23 protein-coding genes are annotated in these 21,255 nt (G+C 71.6%); 17 read left to right on the top strand and 6 right to left on the bottom strand.

Annotation, left to right across the window (positions count from 1 at the left end; genetic code table 11):
* Nucleotides 1–36: 36 nt before the first annotated feature.
* From dop to prcA, 5 genes are all read left to right on the top strand, one after another.
* Nucleotides 37–1,569, top strand: a complete 1,533-nt coding sequence (dop, locus tag J2S41_RS06760) for a depupylase/deamidase Dop (protein WP_374728113.1) — start codon at nt 37–39, stop codon at nt 1,567–1,569.
* Nucleotides 1,570–1,715: 146 nt separating this feature from the next.
* Nucleotides 1,716–1,931: a ubiquitin-like protein Pup gene (locus tag J2S41_RS06765; RefSeq protein ID WP_310364447.1), complete on the top strand. Its 216-nt coding sequence runs from the start codon at nt 1,716–1,718 to the stop codon at nt 1,929–1,931.
* A gap of 90 nt (nt 1,932–2,021) precedes the next feature.
* Nucleotides 2,022–2,492: an endonuclease VII domain-containing protein gene (locus J2S41_RS06770; RefSeq protein ID WP_310364448.1), complete on the top strand. Its 471-nt coding sequence runs from the start codon at nt 2,022–2,024 to the stop codon at nt 2,490–2,492.
* Nucleotides 2,411–3,253, top strand: a complete 843-nt coding sequence (gene prcB / locus J2S41_RS06775; protein WP_310364450.1) for a proteasome subunit beta — start codon at nt 2,411–2,413, stop codon at nt 3,251–3,253. Before J2S41_RS06770 ends, prcB begins: the two co-directional genes overlap by 82 nt.
* A 51-nt stretch (nt 3,254–3,304) precedes the next feature.
* Complete coding sequence (prcA, locus tag J2S41_RS06780; RefSeq protein WP_310364453.1) at nt 3,305–4,141, top strand: proteasome subunit alpha; 837 nt, start codon at nt 3,305–3,307, stop codon at nt 4,139–4,141.
* A gap of 389 nt (nt 4,142–4,530) precedes the next feature.
* Here the strand turns inward: prcA and rfbD are convergent, their stop codons facing one another.
* Nucleotides 4,531–5,451 (bottom strand): dTDP-4-dehydrorhamnose reductase, encoded by a 921-nt coding sequence (gene rfbD, locus J2S41_RS06785; RefSeq protein ID WP_310364454.1) that lies wholly within the window; start codon nt 5,449–5,451, stop codon nt 4,531–4,533.
* 161 nt (nt 5,452–5,612) lie between these two features.
* Between rfbD and rfbA the strand changes: the two genes are divergently transcribed.
* The 3 genes from rfbA to J2S41_RS06800 all read left to right on the top strand — a co-directional run bounded on the left by rfbA (nt 5,613) and on the right by J2S41_RS06800 (nt 8,593).
* Nucleotides 5,613–6,482, top strand: a complete 870-nt coding sequence (gene rfbA, locus J2S41_RS06790; RefSeq protein ID WP_310364456.1) for a glucose-1-phosphate thymidylyltransferase RfbA — start codon at nt 5,613–5,615, stop codon at nt 6,480–6,482.
* A gap of 520 nt (nt 6,483–7,002) precedes the next feature.
* On the top strand, nt 7,003–8,361 hold the full coding sequence (gene pafA, locus J2S41_RS06795) for a Pup--protein ligase (RefSeq protein ID WP_310364459.1): 1,359 nt from the start codon (nt 7,003–7,005) through the stop codon (nt 8,359–8,361).
* Nucleotides 8,362–8,416: 55 nt separating this feature from the next.
* Nucleotides 8,417–8,593 carry a hypothetical protein gene (locus J2S41_RS06800; RefSeq protein WP_310364462.1) on the top strand — a complete coding sequence of 59 codons (177 nt, stop codon included), beginning with the start codon at nt 8,417–8,419 and terminating at the stop codon, nt 8,591–8,593.
* On the opposite strand, the gene J2S41_RS06805 is transcribed toward J2S41_RS06800, so the two are convergent.
* Complete coding sequence (locus J2S41_RS06805) at nt 8,580–9,032, bottom strand: MarR family winged helix-turn-helix transcriptional regulator (RefSeq protein WP_310364465.1); 453 nt, start codon at nt 9,030–9,032, stop codon at nt 8,580–8,582. The genes J2S41_RS06800 and J2S41_RS06805 overlap by 14 nt on opposite strands.
* Before the next feature lie 123 nt (nt 9,033–9,155).
* On the opposite strand from J2S41_RS06805, the gene J2S41_RS06810 reads away from it, so the two are divergent.
* Nucleotides 9,156–9,647, top strand: a complete 492-nt coding sequence (locus J2S41_RS06810) for a nuclear transport factor 2 family protein (RefSeq protein WP_310364467.1) — start codon at nt 9,156–9,158, stop codon at nt 9,645–9,647.
* 273 nt (nt 9,648–9,920) lie between these two features.
* On the opposite strand, the gene J2S41_RS06815 is transcribed toward J2S41_RS06810, so the two are convergent.
* Nucleotides 9,921–11,003, bottom strand: a complete 1,083-nt coding sequence (locus J2S41_RS06815) for a DUF3866 family protein (RefSeq protein ID WP_310364469.1) — start codon at nt 11,001–11,003, stop codon at nt 9,921–9,923.
* 256 nt (nt 11,004–11,259) lie between these two features.
* Between J2S41_RS06815 and J2S41_RS06820 the strand changes: the two genes are divergently transcribed.
* From J2S41_RS06820 to tatC, 5 genes are all read left to right on the top strand, one after another.
* Nucleotides 11,260–12,252 carry a helix-turn-helix transcriptional regulator gene (locus tag J2S41_RS06820; RefSeq protein WP_310364471.1) on the top strand — a complete coding sequence of 331 codons (993 nt, stop codon included), beginning with the start codon at nt 11,260–11,262 and terminating at the stop codon, nt 12,250–12,252.
* Nucleotides 12,249–13,226 carry a helix-turn-helix transcriptional regulator gene (locus J2S41_RS06825; protein WP_310364475.1) on the top strand — a complete coding sequence of 326 codons (978 nt, stop codon included), beginning with the start codon at nt 12,249–12,251 and terminating at the stop codon, nt 13,224–13,226. Before J2S41_RS06820 ends, J2S41_RS06825 begins: the two co-directional genes overlap by 4 nt.
* A gap of 10 nt (nt 13,227–13,236) precedes the next feature.
* Nucleotides 13,237–13,482, top strand: coding sequence for a hypothetical protein (locus tag J2S41_RS06830; protein WP_310364476.1), 246 nt, complete (start codon nt 13,237–13,239; stop codon nt 13,480–13,482).
* Nucleotides 13,483–13,693: 211 nt separating this feature from the next.
* Entirely contained in the window at nt 13,694–13,963 is a 270-nt protein-coding gene (tatA, locus tag J2S41_RS06835; protein ID WP_310364477.1) for a Sec-independent protein translocase subunit TatA, read from the top strand.
* 74 nt (nt 13,964–14,037) lie between these two features.
* Nucleotides 14,038–14,964, top strand: a complete 927-nt coding sequence (gene tatC / locus J2S41_RS06840; RefSeq protein WP_310376312.1) for a twin-arginine translocase subunit TatC — start codon at nt 14,038–14,040, stop codon at nt 14,962–14,964.
* Nucleotides 14,965–15,143: 179 nt separating this feature from the next.
* On the opposite strand, the gene J2S41_RS06845 is transcribed toward tatC, so the two are convergent.
* Together J2S41_RS06845 and J2S41_RS06850 are read right to left on the bottom strand one after the other, a co-directional pair.
* Complete coding sequence (locus J2S41_RS06845; RefSeq protein ID WP_310364480.1) at nt 15,144–15,593, bottom strand: hypothetical protein; 450 nt, start codon at nt 15,591–15,593, stop codon at nt 15,144–15,146.
* Nucleotides 15,594–15,602: 9 nt separating this feature from the next.
* Nucleotides 15,603–16,358 (bottom strand): HAD family hydrolase, encoded by a 756-nt coding sequence (locus J2S41_RS06850; protein WP_374728114.1) that lies wholly within the window; start codon nt 16,356–16,358, stop codon nt 15,603–15,605.
* Between the two features lie 120 nt (nt 16,359–16,478).
* On the opposite strand from J2S41_RS06850, the gene J2S41_RS06855 reads away from it, so the two are divergent.
* The 3 genes from J2S41_RS06855 (at nt 16,479) to J2S41_RS06865 (ending at nt 20,652) form a co-directional block, all read left to right on the top strand.
* Complete coding sequence (locus J2S41_RS06855) at nt 16,479–19,244, top strand: DEAD/DEAH box helicase (RefSeq protein ID WP_310364483.1); 2,766 nt, start codon at nt 16,479–16,481, stop codon at nt 19,242–19,244.
* A 168-nt stretch (nt 19,245–19,412) separates the two neighbouring features.
* A complete protein-coding gene (locus J2S41_RS06860) occupies nt 19,413–20,045 on the top strand; it encodes a TetR/AcrR family transcriptional regulator (protein ID WP_310364484.1) in 633 nt (210 codons plus the stop codon).
* On the top strand, nt 20,038–20,652 hold the full coding sequence (locus J2S41_RS06865; RefSeq protein WP_310364486.1) for a DUF3159 domain-containing protein: 615 nt from the start codon (nt 20,038–20,040) through the stop codon (nt 20,650–20,652). The genes J2S41_RS06860 and J2S41_RS06865 overlap by 8 nt, the downstream gene beginning before the upstream one ends.
* A 154-nt stretch (nt 20,653–20,806) precedes the next feature.
* Here the strand turns inward: J2S41_RS06865 and J2S41_RS06870 are convergent, their stop codons facing one another.
* A complete protein-coding gene (locus tag J2S41_RS06870; protein ID WP_310364488.1) occupies nt 20,807–21,241 on the bottom strand; it encodes a nitroreductase family deazaflavin-dependent oxidoreductase in 435 nt (144 codons plus the stop codon).
* Nucleotides 21,242–21,255: the final 14 nt, after the last annotated feature.

The raw sequence follows: 21,255 nt of genomic DNA on the forward strand, positions 1-21,255 counted from the left end.
TAGGCTTCTCTCGACGGGTGATGGGGAGGTCTCTTTATGTCTGTTCGTCGGATCATGGGTACCGAGGTCGAGTACGGGATCTCCGTGCCCGGCCAGCCCGGCGCCAACCCGATGGTGACCTCCTCACAGGTGGTCAACGCCTACGGTGCACGGCCGGAGCTCAACCGCGGCGGGCGCACCCGCTGGGACTACGAGGAGGAGTCGCCGCTGCGGGACGCGCGCGGCTTCACCTACTCCGGCGCCGCCTACGACCCGGCGGAGGCGCTCGCCGACGAGGATCTGGGCCTGGCCAACGTCATCCTGACCAACGGCGCCCGGCTGTACGTCGACCACGCCCACCCGGAGTACTCCACGCCCGAGGTCACCAACCCGATGGACGTGGTGCGCTGGGACAAGGCCGGCGAGCGTGTGATGGCCGAGGCGGCCCGGCGCGCGGCCACCATCCCGGGCGCGCACCAGATCCACCTGTACAAGAACAACACCGACAACAAGGGCGCGTCGTACGGCGCCCACGAGAACTACCTGATGCGCCGCCAGACGCCGTTCGCGGACATCGTGGCGTACCTGACGCCGTTCTTCGTGACCCGGCAGATCGTCTGCGGCGCCGGCCGGGTCGGCATCGGCCAGGACGGCTCCGGCACCGGTTTCCAGATCTCCCAGCGCGCCGACTTCTTCGAGGTCGAGGTCGGGCTGGAGACCACGCTCAAGCGGCCGATCATCAACACCCGGGACGAGCCGCACGCGGACGCGGACAAGTACCGCCGGCTGCACGTCATCATCGGCGACGCGAACCTGTCCGAGATCTCCACGTACCTGAAGGTCGGCACCACCGCGCTGATCCTGTCCATGATCGAGGAGAAGGCGCTCACCGGCGAGCTCGGCATCGCCGACCCGGTCTCCGAACTGAAGAACATCTCGCACGACCCGTCGCTGCAACACCTGGTCCGGCTGCGCGACGGCCGCAAGCTGACCGCGCTCGACCTGCAGTGGGCCTTCTTCGAGCGGGCCAAGGCCTTCGTGGACGACCGGCTCGGCACCGACGCGGACGAGCCCACCACGGACGTGCTCAACCGCTGGGAGACCATCCTGGACAAGCTCGGCCGCGACCCGATGACCTGCGCGGACGAGCTGGACTGGGTGGCCAAGCTGCGGCTGCTGGAGGGGTACCGGGAGCGCGAGGGGCTCGGCTGGGCCTCGCACAAGCTCCAGCTCGTGGACCTGCAGTACTCGGACGTACGGCCGGAGAAGGGCCTCTACCACCGGCTGGTGGCGCGCGGCTCGATGAAGACGCTGCTCGACGAGCGCGAGACGTGGGACGCGATGGTGAACCCGCCGGAGGACACCCGGGCCTACTTCCGCGGCAAGTGCCTGGCGCAGTACGCGTCCGAGGTGGTCGCGGCCAGCTGGGACTCGGTGATCTTCGACATCGGGCGGGAGTCGCTGGTCCGGGTGCCGATGATGGAGCCCGAGCGCGGCACGAAGAAGCACGTCGGGGCGCTGTTCGAGCGCTGCGAGAGCGCCAAGGACCTGCTCGAGGCGCTGACCGGCGGGCAGAAGCCGACGACGTAGAAGCTCCACGCGTGACGGAAGGGCTCGGCTGAGCGCGAAACACGCGCTTGGGCGAGCCTTTTCGTCATAACGGCGGGGTAGGTTTTAGGTACCTGATGTTGCCGGGGCGGTCGAGCCCCGCGGCACGAGGCGAGGGAGGGACCGGGATGGCTACCAGGGACACCGGCGGACAGTCGCAATCCAGCAGGAGCAGCCAGCAGGACGAGGTCGACGAGGCCACTGTCGAGGCGAACCCGGAGACCGCCGAGCGCGTCGCCGAGCTCACCGAGGAGGTCGACGACCTCCTCGACGAGATCGACTCCGTCCTCGAGGAGAATGCCGAGGAATTCGTCAGGGGCTATGTGCAAAAGGGCGGCGAATAGGTAGCTATGTCCGTTTCGGGGGAGGGTGGAGACACCGGATTACGGCAGTGCCGCGATTGTGGCGCGGTAAAGCCGCTGACGGAGTTCCACGTGAGCCCGAAGGCCGCCCGCATTCCGGGCGGCCACCGGCACTGCCCCGACTGCGACGGGGTGGTTCCGCCGGAGGATTTTCCGCGCGACAAGCGCGGGAGAGCCGGCTACGGCAGCTACCGCAAGCCGTGTCACAACGCTCGCGGCCGCGAAAGCCGCGAGCGTTTGCACGGCGGCAGTCGTGAGTGCCACCTCCGGCGCCGCTACGGCATCGGGCAGGACGGGGTCTGTGCGATCTGTGACGCACCGGACCCCGAACACGTCGATCACGACCATCGCACCGGCGCGGTGCGCGGGATATTGTGCTTCAACTGCAACGGCGGCCTCGGCCAGTTCCGCGACAACATCGCGTACCTGGACAGGGCGATCACATATCTGAAGGGACACACGTGGCAACGGGTTTTGATCCATCCGGGCGTCTACCAGATGCGTTCACCAACCTGGGGACCTCCTCCTTCACCCAGTTCCTGAGTGTCGCCGCCCCCGATCTGCTGCCCGGCCGGCGCCCGCTGCCGCCCGGCCTCCACGCCGGCGAGGTGGCGCCGCACGGCACCACGATCGTGGCGATCTCGTTCGCGGGCGGCGTCGTGCTCGCCGGCGACCGGCGCGCGACCATGGGCAACATGATCGCCAGCCGGGACATCGAGAAGGTGCACCCCGCGGATGCGTACTCGCTGATCGGTATCGCGGGCACCGCCGGCGTCGGCATCGAGCTGATGCGGCTGTTCCAGGTCGAGCTGGAGCACTACGAGAAGATCGAGGGCGTCATGCTCTCCGTCGACGGCAAGGCCAACCGCCTGGCCGCGATGATCCGGCAGAACCTCGGCGCGGCGCTCCAGGGCCTCGCGGTCATCCCGCTGTTCGCCGGCTACGACCAGGCCGCGGCGGACCCGTCCCGGGTCGGCCGGATCTTCAGCTTCGACGTGGCGGGCGGCGTCTACGAGGAGACCGGCTACGACGCGATCGGGTCCGGCTCGCTGTTCGCCAAGGCCGCGCTGAAGAAGCGGTACCGTCCCGGCATCTCCGCCGACGAGGCGGCCCGGCTCGCCGTCGAGGCGCTCTACGACGCCGCGGACGACGACACCGCCACCGGTGGCCCGGACCTCATCCGCAAGATCTACCCGGTGGTCATGACGGCGTCCGCCGAGGGCACCCACCGGCTGACCGAGGAGCAGGTCTCCGCGCTCGCCGAGGCCGTCGTCAACGCCCGCCACGAGAACCCCGGCGGCTGAGAAGCGCTGTCCGTCCGCTTCTGAGCCCTGATTGATCGAAGGAGAGCCGCCGTGGCAATGCAGTTCTACGCCTCACCCGAGCAGATCATGCGCGACCGCTCCGAGCTGGCCCGCAAGGGCATCGCCCGGGGCCGCAGCGCGGTGGTCCTCAGCTACGCCGGTGGGGTCCTCCTCGTCGCGGAGAACGTGACGTCGCTGCGCAAGGTCAGCGAGATCTACGACCGGATCGGCTTCGCCGCCGTCGGCCGCTACAACGAGTTCGAGAACCTGCGCCGCGCCGGCGTGCGCAAGGCCGACATCGACGGCTACAGCTACGACCGCCGCGACGTCACCGGCCGCGCGATCGCCAGTACGTACACGCAGGTCCTCGGCGCGATCTTCACCGAACAGCAGAAGCCGTTCGAGGTCGAGCTGTGCGTGGCCCAGGTCGGCGCCGCCCCCGAGCAGGACGAGATCTACCGCATCATGTACGACGGCTCCGTCCAGGACGAGCCCGGCTTCATGGCGATGGGCGGCCAGGCCGAGGCCATCTCCAGCACGCTCAAGGACGGCCACGAGTTCACGCTGTCGCTCTCCGACGCGCTCAAGCTCGCGGTCAAGTCCCTGGCCAGCGTCGGTGGCGAGAACGGCTCCCCGCGGACCATCACCGCCAAGCAGCTCGAGGTCGCGGTCCTGGACCGCACCCGCAGGGGCCGCACCTTCCGCCGCATCACCGGCGAGGCGCTGACCGCGCTCCTGGAGGGCGGCGACCTCCCGGCCGATCCGGTCGAGAAGCCCGGCGCCCCGGCCACCGGCCCCGACACCCCCACGGTCTCGGCCGCGTCCGCGGACCTGGAGACGGCGGGCGAGTCCACCGCGGTGGACGACGAGGGACCGGCGGACACGTAGGCGTCGCCGTCGGCCGCCGGACCGCTGTCGTTCCGGCGGCCGTTTCGTTCTTTCCCGCTTCCGGCGCCCGGCGGCTGCGGTGGTCTGTGTCGGCGACTAAAGATACGTAGAGCACGTTATGAGGCCCGGATAACGTGCTCTACGTATCTTTAGTCAGTCGATCACGCAGTAGGTCGAGTCCATCGGCAGACCGGTGAGATCCTCCGTGGTCCGCTTTCCGGACATAACGAACCGGAGATCGCGACTAAGAGCGCGACGCGCCTGCCCGGTTCCCTCGGCGAGTTCAGAAGTAACCACGCTGAGACCGCCTCCGGGTGCTGAGACCGGCCGCGCCGGAAGGAATCTCGCGCCGGACCCGCACCCCGCGCGCCCGAACCGCAATGGAGGCCCTAAGAGCGCGCCGCCTTGGCGAGGTCGGCGAAGCCGGGCTCGCTCAGGGCGTGGTCGAGCTGCACCCGCCAGTCCGGCTGTACCGGGATGCCCGCCGCCGCCCACGCGTCATGGCCGAGCACGCTGTACGCCGGTCGCGCCGCCGGCCGGGCGAACGACTCCGCCGTGGTCGGCCGGATCCGGTCCGGGTCGAGGCCGGCCAGGTCGTACAGCGTCCGCGCCAGATCGTGCCAGGAGGCCTGCCCCGACGCGGTGCCGTGGTAGATCCCCGGCGCCGCCGTGCCCGCCAGCGCCGCGGTCCCCAGCTTGACCAGCTGCTCGGCGAGCGCGGCCGTCCAGGTGGGCTGGCCGATCTGGTCCGTGACCACGTCGACGCTCGGGCGGGAGGCGGCCAGCTTCAGCATGGTGGCGATGAAGTTCGGCCCGTGGTCGCCGTAGAGCCAGGCGGTGCGGACGACGTAACCGCCGGTGCGGAGCGCGAGCTGCTCGCCGAGGACCTTGCCGCGGCCGTACGCGTTGATCGGCGCGGTGGGGTGGGTCTCCGCGTACGGCTTCGTGGCCGTGCCGTCGAACACGTAGTCCGTGGAGATCTGGATCAGCTTGGCGCCGTTGACCGTGCAGGCGGCGGCGATGTTGTTCACCGCGCGGCCGTTGATGTCGGTGGCGACGTCCTCGTGGTCCTCGGCGGCGTCGACGTCGGTCCAGGCGGCAGCGTTGATCACGATGTCGTGACCGGCGACGGCGGAGGCGACCGCGGCGGCGTCGGTGACGTCGAGCATGTCGCGGGTGGCGGCGGTGATCTCGACGGGCGTGTCGCTGCGGCGGGCGTGCCGTCCGTACGGCGCGGTCGGCTCGGTCAGTGCGGCGACGAGGTCGCGTCCGAGCATCCCGCCCGCGCCGGTGATCAGCCAACGGGTCATGTGCCGGCCCCCCAGGTAAAACTCTGCGTGTGCTCCGCCCCAGGAGCGCAAGCCACGGTACCAGGGTGGGTACCGGCCACGGTGGTTCCATGGCTCGCGTCGATCACAGGTTGATTGCGAAGTGACTGCCGGTAGTGGTGTCACGTGAGTACTATTCGCCGGTGCGCGGGATCCTTTTAGCAGGTGGGACCGGGTCTCGGCTGTGGCCGATCACCCAGGCGGTGTCGAAGCAGCTGATGCCGGTCTTCGACAAGCCGATGATCTACTACCCGCTGACCACGCTCGTCACGGCGGGCGTGCGCGAGGTTCTGATCATCACGACGCCGGACGACCAGGCGCAGTTCCGCCGGTTGCTCGGTGACGGAGCGCAGTGGGGGCTGTCGCTGTCGTACGCGGTGCAGCCGCGCCCGGAGGGCATCGCGCAGGCCTTCCTGATCGGCGAGGAGTTCCTGGCCGGCGACGACGTGGCGCTGATCCTCGGCGACAACATCTTCCACGGCGGCGACCTGCCCAACCGGCTGAAGGAGAACGCGGCGCACGCCGGCGGGCGGGTCTTCGCGTACCCGGTGGCCGAGCCGTCCGCCTACGGCGTGGTCGAGTTCGACGAGTCCGGCCGGGTCATCTCGATCGAGGAGAAGCCCGAGAAGCCCAAGTCGCGCTACGCCGTCCCCGGCCTCTACTTCTACGACGCCGACGTGGTGCGGATCGCGAAGAGCCTGCGCCCGTCCGCCCGCGGCGAGCTGGAGATCACCGGCATCAACGACGCCTACCTGCGCCGCGGCGACCTCACCGTGACCGTGCTCGACCGCGGCACCGCCTGGCTCGACACCGGCACGTTCGCCGACCTGGTGCACGCCGCCGAGTACGTCCGCGTCATAGAGGCGCGCCAGGGCTTCAAGATCGGCTGCATCGAGGAGGCCGCCTGGCGCGCCGGCCGCATCGACGACGACCAGCTCCGCGCCCTGGCCGCCCCGCTGCGCCGCAGCGGCTACGGCGACTACCTCCTCCGCCTCCTCGACTGGGAACGCTAGCGGTCCTTCGCCCCGTCTCGGGCGGCCTTCCACCGACCAGGACCACGAGATCTCTCTTCCCGCTCCCGGCCCGGTGCGGTCCGCATGCTGCCGCGGGCACCGGTCGTCGCCGGCGCTCCTCCCTGCCGGTCCCGCACCCCGGCCGGGCAACGACCACGCGGCTTCCGCCGTGGGCGAGGATCCGTTGCGGCCCGGAACGGACGCCACGCGCGTCACGTGACGTGAGGGCCGCGCCCGTCGCGTGGGTTTCCCCGGCCGCGCTGGAACAGGCTCCGTCGCCGCGTGCGTAGCGGAGCGCCGGCGGAGTCGGAGCCCGCGGCGAGGTTTGCCCGCGGGAGCATGCGGCACCGGCCACGCCGGAAGCGGGAAAATCGGGGTCCGGGGCTGGGGTGGGAAGAGGAAGGGGCTTGTCCCCCGAAACGGACAAAAGGCTAGCCGGATGCAGGAATTTTTCGCGCATGGTCGCCGGGGCGGGTCACACAGGTGCCACGGAGGGGTCACGTGGGGCTAATGTTCGTTCATGGAGCGGCGAATCTTCGGTCTCGAGACCGAGTACGGCGTCACGTGCACCTATCGAGGTCAACGGCGTTTGTCACCGGACGAGGTGGCGCGCTACCTGTTCCGGCGGGTCGTCTCCTGGGGGCGGTCCAGCAACGTTTTCCTGCGTAACGGCGCCCGGCTCTACCTGGATGTGGGTTCGCACCCGGAGTACGCGACGCCCGAGTGCGACTCGGTGCTCGATCTGGTCGCGCACGACCGGGCCGGCGAGCGGATCCTGGAGGGGCTGCTGGTCGACGCGGAGAAGCGGCTGCACGACGAGGGGATCGCGGGGGAGATCTACCTCTTCAAGAACAATACGGACTCGGCCGGCAACTCCTACGGCTGCCACGAGAACTACCTGGTGTCCCGGCACGGCGAGTTCGGCCGGCTCGCGGACGTGCTCATCCCGTTCCTGGTCACCCGGCAGCTGATCTGCGGCGCGGGCAAGGTGCTGCAGACGCCGCGCGGTGCCGTGTACTGCCTGTCCCAGCGCGCGGAGCACATCTGGGAGGGCGTCTCGTCCGCCACCACGCGGTCGCGGCCGATCATCAACACCCGTGACGAGCCGCACGCGGACGCGGAGCGCTACCGCCGGCTGCACGTCATCGTCGGCGACTCGAACATGAACGAGGTCACCACGCTGCTGAAGGTGGGCAGCGCGGACATCGTGCTCCGCATGATCGAGGCGGGCGTGGTCATGCGCGACCTGTCGCTGGAGAACCCGATCCGGGCGATCCGGGAGGTCTCGCACGACATCACCGGCCGCCGCAAGGTGCGCCTCGCGTCGAACAAGGAGATCTCCGCGCTGGAGATCCAGCAGGAGTACCTGGCGAAGGCCACCGAGTTCGTGGAGCGGCGCGGCGGCGACGACACCGCCAAGCGCGTGGTGGAGCTGTGGGGCCGGGTGCTGGACGCGGTGGAGAGCGGCAACCTCGACCCGGTCTCCCGCGAGATCGACTGGGTCAGCAAGCTCAAGCTGATCGAGCGGTACCAGGCGAAGAACGACCTGCCGCTGTCGCACCCGCGGATCGCGCAGATGGACCTGGCCTACCACGACATCCGCCGGGGGCGCGGGCTGTACGGGCTGATGGAGCGGCGCAAGCAGGTCGACCGGGTCGCCGGTGACCTGGACATCTACGAGGCCAAGGAGACGCCGCCGCAGACCACCCGGGCGCGGCTGCGCGGCGAGTTCATCAAGCACGCGCAGGAGAAGCGGCGCGACTTCACGGTCGACTGGGTGCACCTCAAGCTGAACGACCAGGCGCAGCGCACCGTGCTGTGCAAGGACCCGTTCCGCGCGTACGACGAGCGCGTGGAGCGGCTGATCGCGAGCATGTGACCCGTGCCGGGGTCCCGGGGCGCGTTCCCGGGACCCCGTTTACGCTGGCAGGACTATGACGACTCCAGAGCATGAGCGGCCCGGCCTGAACCGCTTCGAGCGACGCCGGGAGCGGATCGTCGCGGAGGTGCAGGCCAACCGCCGCGGCGAGTACCGCGTGCCGACCTGGGTCTACGCCACCATCCTCGGCCTGATCGTGGCCGGCTGGGTGATCTTCGTCATCGTCGGCTGACGATCCCGTCGGCGATCCGCCGCAGCGCGCGCAGCACCGCCGGCCGGTCCGCCGGGTCGATGTGGTCGAGCACCCATCGGCGCGCGCTCGCCACGTGCGCCGGGTCCGCGCTCTCCGCCTTCTTCAGCCCCACGTCCGTGAGCGCGGCGACGGAGCCGCGCGCGTCGCTGGCGTGCCGCTCGCGGCTGACCATCCCGATCCGCGCGAGATCCCCCACGACGCGGGTGATCCGGCTCGGTGACAGCGCGGTGGCCGCGGCCAGCTCGACCATGCGCAGCCGGTGATCCGGCGCCTCGGAGAGCACGCGGAGGATGGCGAACTCGGTCATCGAGAGGCCCTCGGCGCGGCTCATGTCCTCGTCGAGCACGCGGGGGAGCTGGTGCACCACCTGCGCGAGGGTGCGCCAGACCGCGTCCTCGTCCTGTGTCAGCCGGTCCACCGGCCGATCCTGCCACGGCTTTGTGTGCGTGCGCAAGAAAGGTGCTGAGGGCGACTTTTTGTTGCGCACGCACGTTTCTCGGTGGAGTGTGGGGCTTCGTTCTAAACCGTGAAAGGCGTGATCATGAGTGCTGACCTGGAGCGTCGCGTCCGGCAGATCGAGGACCGGCAGGCGATCAGTGACACCGTCGTCCGGTACGCGGTGGCGATCGATCGCGGAGACTGGGAGCTGTTCGCGGGGTGCCTCACGGAGGTGGTGCACATCGACTTCTCGGACGCGGGGATGCCGGCGGCCGACCTCCCGCGGGAGGCGTTCGTGGCGTTCGCGCGGGAGGCGTTGAGCGGATTCACGGCGCGACAGCATCTCAGCCCCAATCACCTGGTCACGTTCGATCCGGAGGATGCTGACCGGGCGGTCTGCGAGTCGTACATGTACGCGCAGCACCATCTGGCCGGCGCGGAGGGCGGAGATTTCTTCCTGATGCGGGGGTCGTACACGAATCATCTGGTGCGCACGGCCGGCGGGTGGCGGATCGAGCGGCTCGTGCAGCACGTGAGCTGGCCGGAGGGGAACCTGGACCTGCCGAACATGGCGCGGGCACGGGTCGCGTCCTGAGCGGATCGGGTGCTCCGCGCCGGAAATCTCGCCGTATTGCCGTCGGGAACTGATCGTCATCGCGGCTCTGTGAGCCTCAGGCACCTCATTCGCGCGGAATAACGTGCCTGCGGCTCACACCGTGAGGTGATCGCGCGAGGTGCCGGGAATGGGCACGCGGGGTCGGTCATCACGCGGACGCGCGCATCAGCCGTTGAGGGCATGAGCCGTTGCCTGCCCAGGAGGAGAAGGGGCCGGCGGCGCCGATCCGACATCCCGGCCCGCCGTCGCAGATCAAGGACCCGGGACCAGGGAAGCGGCATGGCGGCCGGCGGCCGCGGCGGTGAGGAAGTACGCGTGGTCGGCGTCGAGGTCGCGGCCCATGGTGGACAGTGGCACCGGGCAGGCGCGCAGCGCGGCGTCGAGGCCGTCGGCGGGCACGCGCACGATCCGGTGCCGCCCGGCCAGCGCACGCAGGCCGGACTCGACCTCGTCCGCCACGGACGACGGCAGCGGGTCGGGCACCACCAGGTCGGCGGGCGTCAGGGCGACGCGGCCGTACGCGGTGAGGCTGTGGTGGGAGATGCCGTGGTGGCGGGGGCGCGGGTCGGCGTCGGAGATGCGCAGGGAGCCGACGGCGTGGCCGCCGAGCGTGTTGACGGCGTTGACGGCCTCGCCGACGGAGACGCCGGAGAACCCCCAGCGGGTGCCGGTGCCGAGGTTGCCGGGGCCCTGCGCGACGATCGTGACGTCGGCACCGAGGGCGTGGCGGGCGGCGAGCAGGCCGCTGTGCACGGTGGTCGCCTCGAGGTCGCCGCCGAAGGACTGGCCGGCGGTCACCGTACCGGCGAGGTGGGGTTTGAGGGCCGACAGCGTGCGGGAGAACCAGGCGGGGAGTGCGCCGCCGTCGGTCATCAGGTAGGCGACGCGCGCGCCGGGGCGGTGCGCGACGATGCCGGCCAGGATCGCGGGGAGCGCGGAGTGCAGGTCGGCCAGGACCACGGGCATGCCGTCCAGGTCGTCGGCCTCGGCGAGCACCGCACGGTACGGGGAGGCCTCCTCGTCCGCGCCCATCAGGATCGCCTGCAGCGGCGTGTAACGGGCCTTGACCAGGTGGCCGTGGTCGCGGCCGGACGTGAGGTCCGAGCCGGGGAGGTTGTCCGGCAGCGCGACGACCAGCGCGTACCCGCCGGTGCCGAGGCCCATCTCCAGCGCGCCCACGTTGAGCAGCACCCGGTCGCCGACCGCGGGCTCACCGACCAGCGGGGTGTAGGCCAGGGCCTTGACCGTCTCGCCGTCCACGGTCACGGACAGCTCGCTGGCGCCGTCCCAGGCGCGCCGGAGCGCCGCCACCGTCCCGGACCGCCACCGAATCATGAGGGAAGACCCTATACAGCGCCGCGGGTCGGGTCGAGGAAGACATACGCGATGGTGGGGTATCGCTCGCGGAGGCGGCGTTCGGCCAGGTCGGCGGCGGACTCGAGCTCCGCGCCGGTGGCGGTGTCGGTGAAGTCGACCTTCGCGTTCTCTGGAGGGGCTACGAGGGGCCCGCTTACCCGGATGACGGAAACCTAACCGGATGGGGGATGCCGCGGGGCGCGTCGTCCCGCGCGGCACTGCTACTTTTGCGGGCGTGTCGCGCATCCGCACCGAGCGGTTGGTCAACCTGGTCATCTGCCTCCTGTCCACGCGCCGGTTCCTGACCGCCGCGCAGATCGCCGCGACCGTGCCCGGGTACGAGCACGATCCGGAGGACCCGCGCGAGCACGAGGCGTTCCAGCGCAAGTTCGAGCGGGACAAGGCGGAGCTGCGAGAGCTCGGCGTGCCGCTGGAGACCGGGACGGAGAGCGTGTTCGACGCCGAGCCCGGCTACCGGATCGCCCACCGGGACTACGCGCTGCCGGACATCCCGCTCGAACCGGACGAGGCCGCGGCCGTCGGCATCGCGGGCCGGCTCTGGCAGCATCACGGGCTGGCCGCCGCCGCCTCCTCCGGCCTGGCGAAGCTGCGCGCCGCCGGCATCGACATGGACCCGCAGGCCACGCTGGGTGTGGAGCCGGTCGTCACGGTCGACCCGGCGTTCGCGCCGCTGACCACGGCCGCGCGCGAGCGCCGCGCGGTCGCGTTCGACTACCGGGCGCCCGAGGGCGACGAGCCGGCCACCCGCCGCCTGCAGCCGTGGGGCGTGGTGTGCTGGCGCGGCCGGTGGTACGTGGTCGGTCACGACCTCGACCGCCGCGCGGTGCGCTGCTTCCGGCTGTCCCGGATCGTCGGCAAGGTGCGCCCGTCCGGCCGGCCGGACGCGTTCACGCCGCCCGCGGACCTGGACCTGATCAGCCACGTCTCGCGCTTCTCCGGGCCGGTGGAGTGGACCGGCCGGGCCACGCTGCTGATCACGCCGGGCGTCGGCGCCGGGCTGCGCCGCTGGGCGCGGGTGGTCGAGCCGGGGCGGGGCGACGACCCCAAGGACAAGATCGTCATTCGGTACGCGGACACCGAGCGCCTGGCCGGCACGCTGGTCCGATACGGTCCCGAGGTGCAGGTGCTGGACCCGCCGGAGCTGCGCGACGCGGTCATCCAGCGGCTGAAGGAGTTCGTCGCCCGGACCGAGGAGGTGCCCGCGTGACCACCGCGCCGTCCGCGTCCCGCGCGTCCGCCGACCGGCTCGGCCGCGTGCTCAACCTGGTGCCCTACCTGCTGGCCCGCCCCGGCATCGCGATCGTGGAGGCCGCCGCCGACCTGGGCGTCTCGGAGAAGCAGCTGCGCGAGGACCTGGAGCTGCTCTGGGTCTGCGGCCTGCCCGGCTACGGCCCCGGCGACCTGATCGACATGGCGTTCGACGGCGACAACGTCACGATCACCTACGACGCGGGCATCGGCAAGCCGCTGCGGCTCACGCCGGACGAGGCGCTCGCGCTGGTCGTGGCGCTGCGCATGCTGGCCGAGACGCCGGGCATGGCGAACCGGGACGCGATCGAGCGCGCGCTGGCGAAGATCGAGTCGGCGGCCGGGGCGGACGCGGACGCGCCGGTCGCGGTCCGGATGACCGGCAACTCGAAGAAGGTCGACCGGGTGCGCGGCGCGGTCGAGCGCGGCCGGGCGCTGCGGATCACGTACTACACCGCGTCCCGGGACCAGACCACGGAGCGCGTGGTCGACCCGATCCGGGTGGTGAACGTGGGCGGCTGGGCCTACCTGGAGGCGTGGTGCCGCCGGGCCGAGGCGACGCGGCTGTTCCGGGTGGACCGGATCGACGACTGGACCGAGCTGGACGAGCCCGCCGCGCCGCCGGCCGAGGCGCGCCCGCACGACCTGAGCGCGGGCGTGTTCCGGCCCGGCGCCGAGCTGCCGCTGATCACGCTCCGGGTCGGCCGGTCCGAGCGGTGGATCACCGAGTACTACCCGTGCGAGAACGTGGAGCGCGGCACGTCCGGCGAGGACTGGCTGGTCACCATGCGGGTCACGGACCTGGACTGGGCACGCCGGCTGATCCTGGGCCTGGGCCCGGAGGTGACGGTGGTGAGCCCGCCCGAGCTGATCACCGGCATCCGGGAGCAGGCGGCCGCGGCGCTCGCTGCGTACTCCGTACCCGTTGACTAGGGTTTGGGTCATGGTGTTGTGGATCGTGATCGGTGTGGCGTTGTTCTCGGTGCTGGTGCTGGGGCTGGCCGTGCGCCCGGTGCTGGCGCGCGTGCCGGAGTTGCACCGCGCCGTGCGGCGGCTGCTGCTCAAGCAGGAGGCGCTGGAGCGGCTGCAGGTCCGGGCCGAGGCGCTGCAGGAGCGGACGCTGGCCGTGGCGGAGCAGGCGGGGAAGGCCGCCGACCGGGTCACGGCCATCAAGGCGGGCCTGCCGTAACCGGGCGGCGCTCCGCGATCCTGCCGTCCGGCGGCCTGTTGACGTGCGGTTGCGGGTGGCAGAGACTACGTCCAGCAAAAGGATTCTCACGTCATCCCTGTGCTTGCCCTGTGAAGCGTGCAGGCCTGGTGGCAACGGGCTGATCCGCACGTACGATGGGCACGGCGCCTGATGTCGACGGGCAGCCCTCGACACCGAGTTGGAGTCTGAAATGCAGTTCCTCAAGCCGTGGCACATCATCGTCCTCGTGGTGGTGCTCATCCTCCTCTTCGGCGCGAAGCGGCTGCCCGACGCGGCCCGCTCGCTCGGCCGCTCGATGCGCATCCTGAAGGCGGAGACCAAGAGCATGGTCGACGACGGCAAGGACGCGCCGGACGACCTGGCCGACAAGGCGGACGCGAAGAACGGGCGCGCGCCGCTCCAGGGTGACGTGATCACGCCGCAGACCACGCCCGCGGCCGATCACGTTCGCGACCGCTGATCTGAGCCGTGCGTCTCGCCCTGCCTCGCCGTGACAAGGGGCCGTCCAAGTTCGAGCAGGCGGCCAACGGCGAGATGACCCTGATCGAGCACTTCAGGGAGTTGCGGAGCAGGCTGTTCCGGGCCTCCCTGGCCGTGGTCGTCGGCTTCGGCGTCGGTTTCTGGCTCAGTGACTACGTCTTCGAGCTGCTCAAGCAGCCGTACTGCGACCTGCCCGGCATCCTGGAGCCGGACGGCGGCTGCCCGATGACCCAGCTCGGCCCGGCCGACGGCTTCCTGCTGAAGCTGAAGATCGCGCTCTGGGTCGGACTGATCGTCTCCGGACCGGTGTGGCTCTACCAGCTCTGGGCCTTCATCGCGCCGGGCCTGCACAAGCACGAGCGGGGGTACGCGTACGCGTTCGTCGCGATCGCCGCGCCGCTGTTCACCGGCGGTGCCGTGCTGGCCTACTTCGTGGTGGAGAAGGGCCTGCTGTTCCTGTTGCAGTCCGGCGTCACCGGCCTGGACACGCAGCTCGAGGTCACGCGGTACATCTCGTTCGTCACCAGCCTGATCCTGCTGTTCGGCGTCGCGTTCCTGTTCCCGCTGCTCGCGCTGATGCTGAACGTCGTCGGGATCACCAGCGGCAAGCGGCTGCTGTCCTGGTGGCGCATCGCGGTGTTCGCGTTCTTCCTGTTCGCGGCCGTCGTCACCCCCACGCCGGACCCGTTCGGCATGACCATCCTGGCCCTCGCCCTCTCCGTGCTGTACTTCATGGCGGTCGGCGTGGCCCTGCTCAACGACAAGCGCCGCGGCCGCGGCAAGTCGCTGTACGAGGGCCTCGACGACGACCAGGTGTCACCGCTCGACCTGGGCGACGCCGAGCCGGTCACCGCGGGCAGCCGGGTCGGCGCGAGCGAGCCGGTCACCGCCAGCGGCCCGGTGTCCGCCTCCGGCCCGATCGAGCCGATCGAGCCGGTCCGTCCGACGCCGATCGAACGGCGCTTCGACGACATGACCTGATCCGGCACCTTCCGCACGATGACGCGGCCGGCAGCGTTCCCGCTGCCGGCCGCGTCCGTGTGCGCACCGCGCGGGTCCGGGCCGGCCGGCGGTGAAGGTGTTACCGTCGAGAGAAGCCTCGGGCACACGAGGCGATGACGAAGGCCTCCGAGCCACCCGGCTCGGGGGCCTCCACCGTCTCAGGCGCCGGTCGGCGCGACCAGGTCGGTGAAGCCCAGCCGGGTCACGTTCTCGCGCATCGCGGCGAGCATGCGGGCCGAGATGCCGCCGCCGCGCAGGTCCGGCCGGATCGCGATCTCCAGCGCGGAGACGATCGTGGGCGTGCCGCCCCGGAGGCGGTCGTGGGCCGCGCGCAGGATCGCCCAGTCCCACCCGGTCTCGGGCAGCCCGTCCGCGAGGTCACCGTCGAACGAGAACGGCACGGAGAACCCGTGCGCGACCGGCTCGCCGGTGGCCCGGTCCACCGCGACCAGCGCATGCTCCGGGAACGCGTCCTTGCAGTCGGTGTAGTACAGCGCGGAGACCGGGTCGTGCCGCATGAACTCCGGCCACAGCCCTTCCAGGCGGTCGTCCAGCTCGCGGCGCGCGGGGTCGTCGGCGACGGAGGCGATGTCCAGGTCCAGGCTCATCGGCCGAGGTTAATTCGTCAGCGCCAGCGTGGCCCAGAGGCCGTTGGCGCGGCCCGGCTCGGCGGCCGGGAGGACCAGCGTGGCCAGGCCGGCCTTGACCGCGCCCGCGTCCGCGGCGGAGTCGCCGACCATCAGGGCGCGCTCCGGCGGGACGCCGATCATCTTGCAGGCCTTCTCGAAGATCTGCGGGTCCGGCTTGATCCGGCCGACCTCGTAGGACAGCACGAACGCGTCCACGTACCGGTCGAGGCCCCAGGCGGCGAAGTGCGGGCGGATGTCGAAGCCGATGTTGCTGACCACCGCGATCGGCACGCCGCGCTCGTGCAGCGCGGCCAGCGTGGCGGCGGCGTCCGAGTACGGCGCCCAGCCCGCCGGCACCAGCAGCCGCTCGTAGAGCGCCTCCGCGAAGCCGGCTATCCCGGAGTCCACAGTGTCGGCGAGCCCGGTGTACGCGGCCCGGTGGCAGTGCGCGTACAGGTCGCGCTCGGCCCACACCTCCGCGAGCTGCGGCGGGATGCGCCGGGGGAGCGGCCCGCCGGCCCGGCCCGCGGTGATCAGCCGGTCGGCCAGCGCGGTCGCGCGGCCCGGGTCGAGCGCCGCGCCGCACGCGCCCGCGGCCGCGAGGACCCAGTCGACCGGCGGCTCCACCTGGGCGAGCGTGCCGTGGAAGTCGAAGAGGATGCCCTCGATCGCTCGTGGCGGCTCCACCTCCGCCGGGCTCGTCCCGTTCGAACGCTCGTCGTGATCCGCCACGTCGTGAACCATATCTGGTGGTGCTCCACGGCCCTCCTCACGGTGCGTACCGCCATCGCGCCGCGCCGTGTGACCAGGCCCGCCGGAAAAGAGAAAAGCCAAGATCGTGGGGCCTCGGCTAATGTTGAGCACGTGACATCTCCCGCTGAGCGGTATGCGGCGTCTCGCCGGCGGGCCGCGGAGTCCGCGAAGTTCCCCCGTCTGGATGACTTCTCCACCGACCTGGGCTTCGACCTCGACGACTTCCAGCGGGAGGCGTGCCAGGCGCTGGAGCGCGGCAGCGGCGTGCTGGTCTGCGCCCCGACCGGCGCGGGCAAGACCGTGGTCGGCGAGTTCGCGGTGCACCTGGCGCTGACCGCGGACACCCGCAAGAAGTGCTTCTACACCACGCCGATCAAGGCGCTCTCCAACCAGAAGTACCACGACCTCGTCGACCGGTACGGCGCGGCGAACGTCGGCCTGCTGACCGGCGACAACGTCATCAACGGCGACGCGCAGGTGGTCGTGATGACCACCGAGGTCCTGCGGAACATGCTGTACGCCGGGTCCGCCGCGCTGGACGGCCTGGCGTACGTGGTGATGGACGAGGTGCACTACCTCGCCGACCGGTTCCGCGGCGCGGTCTGGGAAGAGGTGATCATCCACCTGCCCTCGACCGTCACGCTGGTGTCGCTGTCGGCCACCGTGTCCAACGCGGAGGAGTTCGCGGACTGGCTGGTCACCGTGCGGGGCCACACCGAGGTCGTGGTCTCCGAGCACCGCCCGGTCCCGCTCTGGCAGCACATGCTGGTCGGCCGCCGGATGTTCGACCTGTTCCACGACGCGGACGCGGCCCGCAAGCACGACGTGCACCCGGAGCTGCTGCGCTACACGCGTGAGCAACTGCGCCGGCTGGAGATGGGCGACCGTACGCACGGGCCCGGCTGGGGCGGCGGGCGCGGCGGGCGGAACAAGCGGTGGCAGCCGCCGCTGCGCTTCGACGTGATCGAGCGGCTCGAGCGCGCCGACCTGCTGCCCGCGATCATCTTCGTGTTCAGCCGGGCCGGGTGCGCCGCCGCCGTGCAGCAGTGCATGGCCGCCGGGCTGCGCCTGACCACGCCGGACGAGCGCGAGGAGATCCGGGCGATCGTCGAGGAGCGGATCACCGCGATCCCCGGCGAGGACCTGACCGTGCTCGGCTACTGGGAGTGGCTGGACGCGCTGGAGCGGGGCCTGGCAGCGCACCACGCCGGCATGCTGCCCGCGTTCAAGGAGGTCGTGGAGGAGCTGTTCGTCCGCGGCCTGGTCAAGGCGGTCTTCGCCACCGAGACGCTGGCGCTGGGCATCAACATGCCGGCCCGGTGCGTGGTGCTGGAGCGGCTGGTCAAGTACAACGGCGAGGCGCACGTCGACCTCACACCGGGGGAGTACACGCAGCTCACCGGCCGGGCCGGGCGCCGCGGCATCGACGTGGAGGGGCACGCGGTCGTCGTCTGGTCGCCGGAGGTCGACCCGAGGCACGTGGCCGGGCTGGCCTCCACCCGGACGTACCCGCTCAAGAGCTCGTTCCGCCCCTCCTACAACATGGCGGCGAACCTGGTCGGCAGCGTCGGCATCGCCCGGGCCCGCGAGCTGCTGGAGTCGTCGTTCGCGCAGTTCCAGGCGGACCGCTCGGTCGTCGGCCTGGCCCGCCAGGTGCAGAACAACGTCAAGACCATCCAGGGGTACGACGACGAGGTGCGCTGCCACCACGGCGACTTCAACGAGTACTTCGGGCTGCGGGTGGCCATCGCGGACCGGGAGCGCGCGATCGCCCGGCAGGGGCAGGCGCAGCGCCGCGCGGAGACCGCCGCGTCCCTGTCCAAGCTGCGGCCCGGCGACGTCATCCGCATCCCGTCCGGCCGGCGCGCCGGACTGGCCGTGGTGATCGACCCGGGCGTGGGCGGCTTCGGCGAGCCCAAGCCGATGGTGCTCACCCAGGACCGCTGGGCCGGCCGGGTGCCGGCCAGCGACTTCCCCGGCCTGGTCGAGGTGCTGGACCGGGTGCGGGTGCCGAAGAACTTCAACCCGCGCTCGCCCGCCGCCCGCCGCGACCTGGCCGCGGCCGTCACCGCGACCGGCCTGGACCGGCGCGAGGGCCGGCGCAATCGCACCCGCTCCGGCGCGGCCGACGACCACGAGCTGTCGCTGCTGCGCATCCAGATGCGCCAGCACGCCTGCCACCAGTGCCCGGACCGGGAGGAGCACGCGCGCTGGGCCGAGCGCCGGCACCGGCTGGAGCGGGACACCGACGCGCTGCGGGACAAGGTCGCGGGGCGGACCGGCTCGCTGGCCCGGACCTTCGACGCGGTCTGCGGCATGCTCACCGTGCGCGGATACCTCTCCGAGTCCGGCGAGGTCACCGACGCCGGGCGCATGCTGGCCCGGATCTGGACGGAGACGGACCTGCTGGTCGCGGAGTGCCTGCGGCGCGGCACCTGGGAGGGCCTGGCCCCGGCGGAGCTGGCCGCGGCCGTGTCGGTCGCGGTCTACGAGGCGCGGCGCGAGGGTGACGAACGCGCGTCGGTGCCGCGCGGCCCGGTGGCGGACGCGGTGGAGGCGACCACGAAGATCTGGGCCGAGCTGGAGGCCGAGGAGGCGTCCCGCGGTCTGGAGCTGACCCGCGAGCCCGACCTCGGCTTCGTCTGGCCGATCTACCGGTGGGCGCGCGGCGAGTCGCTGGAGCGCGTGCTGGCCAGCGGCCACAACCTGGACGGCGACATGCCGGCCGGCGACTTCGTCCGGTGGGCGCGCATGGTGGTGGACCTGCTCGGGCAGATCTCCCAGGCGGCCGGCGCGTCCGAGGACGTACGCACCACCGCCCGGCAGGCGATCGGCGTGGTCAACCGGGGGGTCCTGGCCTACAACGCGGTGTCCTGAGCGGGCTCGTCCGATCCGCGGGTCACCGTCCGGAGCCGCCGCTTCCGCCAGGTGCGGTGGCTCCGCCGTCACCGGCTTCGCGCCGAAGACCGGGTCGTAACCGGCGGCATCTGAAATCCCGGCCCGGGTTTCTGTACCGCCGTTATATAACGCTGATATTTTCCGGGCATGAGCCCACGGACCGCCGACCCCGCACTCCGCACCCGGCTGATCGAGACCGCCGCCCGGATCATCGCCGAGGAGGGCCCGGCCGCGCTCACCAGCCGCCGGCTCGCGGCCGAGGTCGGCGCCTCCACCATGGCCGTGTTCAGCCGATTCCCGAGCATGGCCGCGCTGCACCGGGCGGTCCGCGAGGAGGGCTTCGGCCGGCTCAACGCGCGGCTGGACGCGCTGCCCGTCTCGGCCGATCCCGTGGCCGACCTGGTCGCGGCCGGCGACGTGCTGTTCACCGACGGCGTGCGCAGTCCACACCTGCACCGCGCGATGTTCGTCGACCGCCCGCCGGAGGACGACGACCTCGGCGTGGGGACCTATCGCCGGCTGGTCGCGCTGGTCCGCCGGTGCGTCGCCGCCGGCCGGTTCCCGGAGGCCGGGCAGCTGCCCGCGGCGGCGGAGATGTGGGCCGCGCAGCTGTGGAGCATGCGGCAGGGCCTGGTCGCGATGGCCGTCGCCGGGCTGCTCCCGCTCGACCAGGTGCGCTTCGTGCTCGACGACATGACGCTGCGGCTGCTGGTCGGCTACGGCGACGATCCGGCCCGTGCGCGGGCATCGATGGCACCGGGAAGGACGAACGATGAGTAACCGATTCGACCAGCTGTGGGAGCGCACCGGTGGCTTCCCCGGCCTCGTGCAGTCGTCCCTGCCGCCGGTCGCGCTGGTCGCGGCCAACGGGCTGTGGGGGCTCTACCCGGCGCTCGCCACCGCGGTCGCCGTGGCCCTGGCGGTCGCGCTGTGGCGCGCGTACCGTGGCCAGTCGCTGCGCCCCGCCGCCGGCGGCCTGATCGGCGTGGCGGTCTCCGGCCTCCTGGCCGCGCGCAGCGGCGAGGCCCGCGACTTCTTCCTCGCCGACATCGCCTGGTACGGCGTGGCCGCACTGCTGCTGACGATCTCGATCCTGATCCGCCGGCCGCTGGTCGGCGTGGTCTGGAGCGCGATCCGCGGCGCCGGGCCGTCCTGGCGCCACGACCCGGCGTCGCTGCGCGGCTACGACCTCGCCACGGCGGTCCTGGCCGTCGTCTTCGCGATCCGGTTCATCGTGCTCCAGCGACTGTACGAACGGGACGAGGTGCTGTGGCTGACGGTCTCGAAGATCGCGATGAACTATCCGCTGTGGGCGCTGGCCCTGGTGGTCGCGGTGTGGGCGGCGCGGCGCTCTGACCGGCGGCTCGCCTATTGCACGGCGGGCTGAGCGGTGCGGGGCCCGGCCCGCCGACGTCTCGCGGCGCGGCCGGGCCTTCGCCGGGCGGCCTTCACCCCACCCGCGGTCGAACGGACTCGCCGGCGTCCGGAATTCCGGCGTTTCGGGTGTCTCCGGCGGGCCGGCGGTCTCGGTGGCGCCGGTCTCAGCGGCGGGTGAGGACGAAGACCGGGATCACGCGGTCGGTCTTGGTCTGGTAGGTGGCGTAGTCGGGCCAGGCGGCGCAGGCCCGTTCCCACCACTCCGCCCGCTCCTGGCCGTGGACCTCGCGGGCGTCGTAGTCGTGCCGGTCCGCGCCGTCCTGGAGTTCGACGTGGGGGTGGGCGATCAGGTTGTGGTACCAGACCGGGTGTTTCGGCGAGCCGCCCATCGAGGCGACCACCGCGTACCGGCCGTCGTGCTCGACGCGCATCAGCGGGGTCTTGCGCAGCTTGCCGGTCCGGGCGCCGACCGAGGTGAGCACGACGATCGGGCGGCCACGCAGGTCATTGCGTTCGGCCCCGGCCGTCGCCTCGAACGTGTCGGCCTGCTCACGTGCGAAACGGGCGGGGCTGGGAGCATAGTCACCGGTCAGAGGCATGATCCGATCGTAGT

Source organism: Catenuloplanes atrovinosus (assembly GCF_031458235.1).
Lineage (GTDB): Bacteria > Actinomycetota > Actinomycetes > Mycobacteriales > Micromonosporaceae > Catenuloplanes > Catenuloplanes atrovinosus.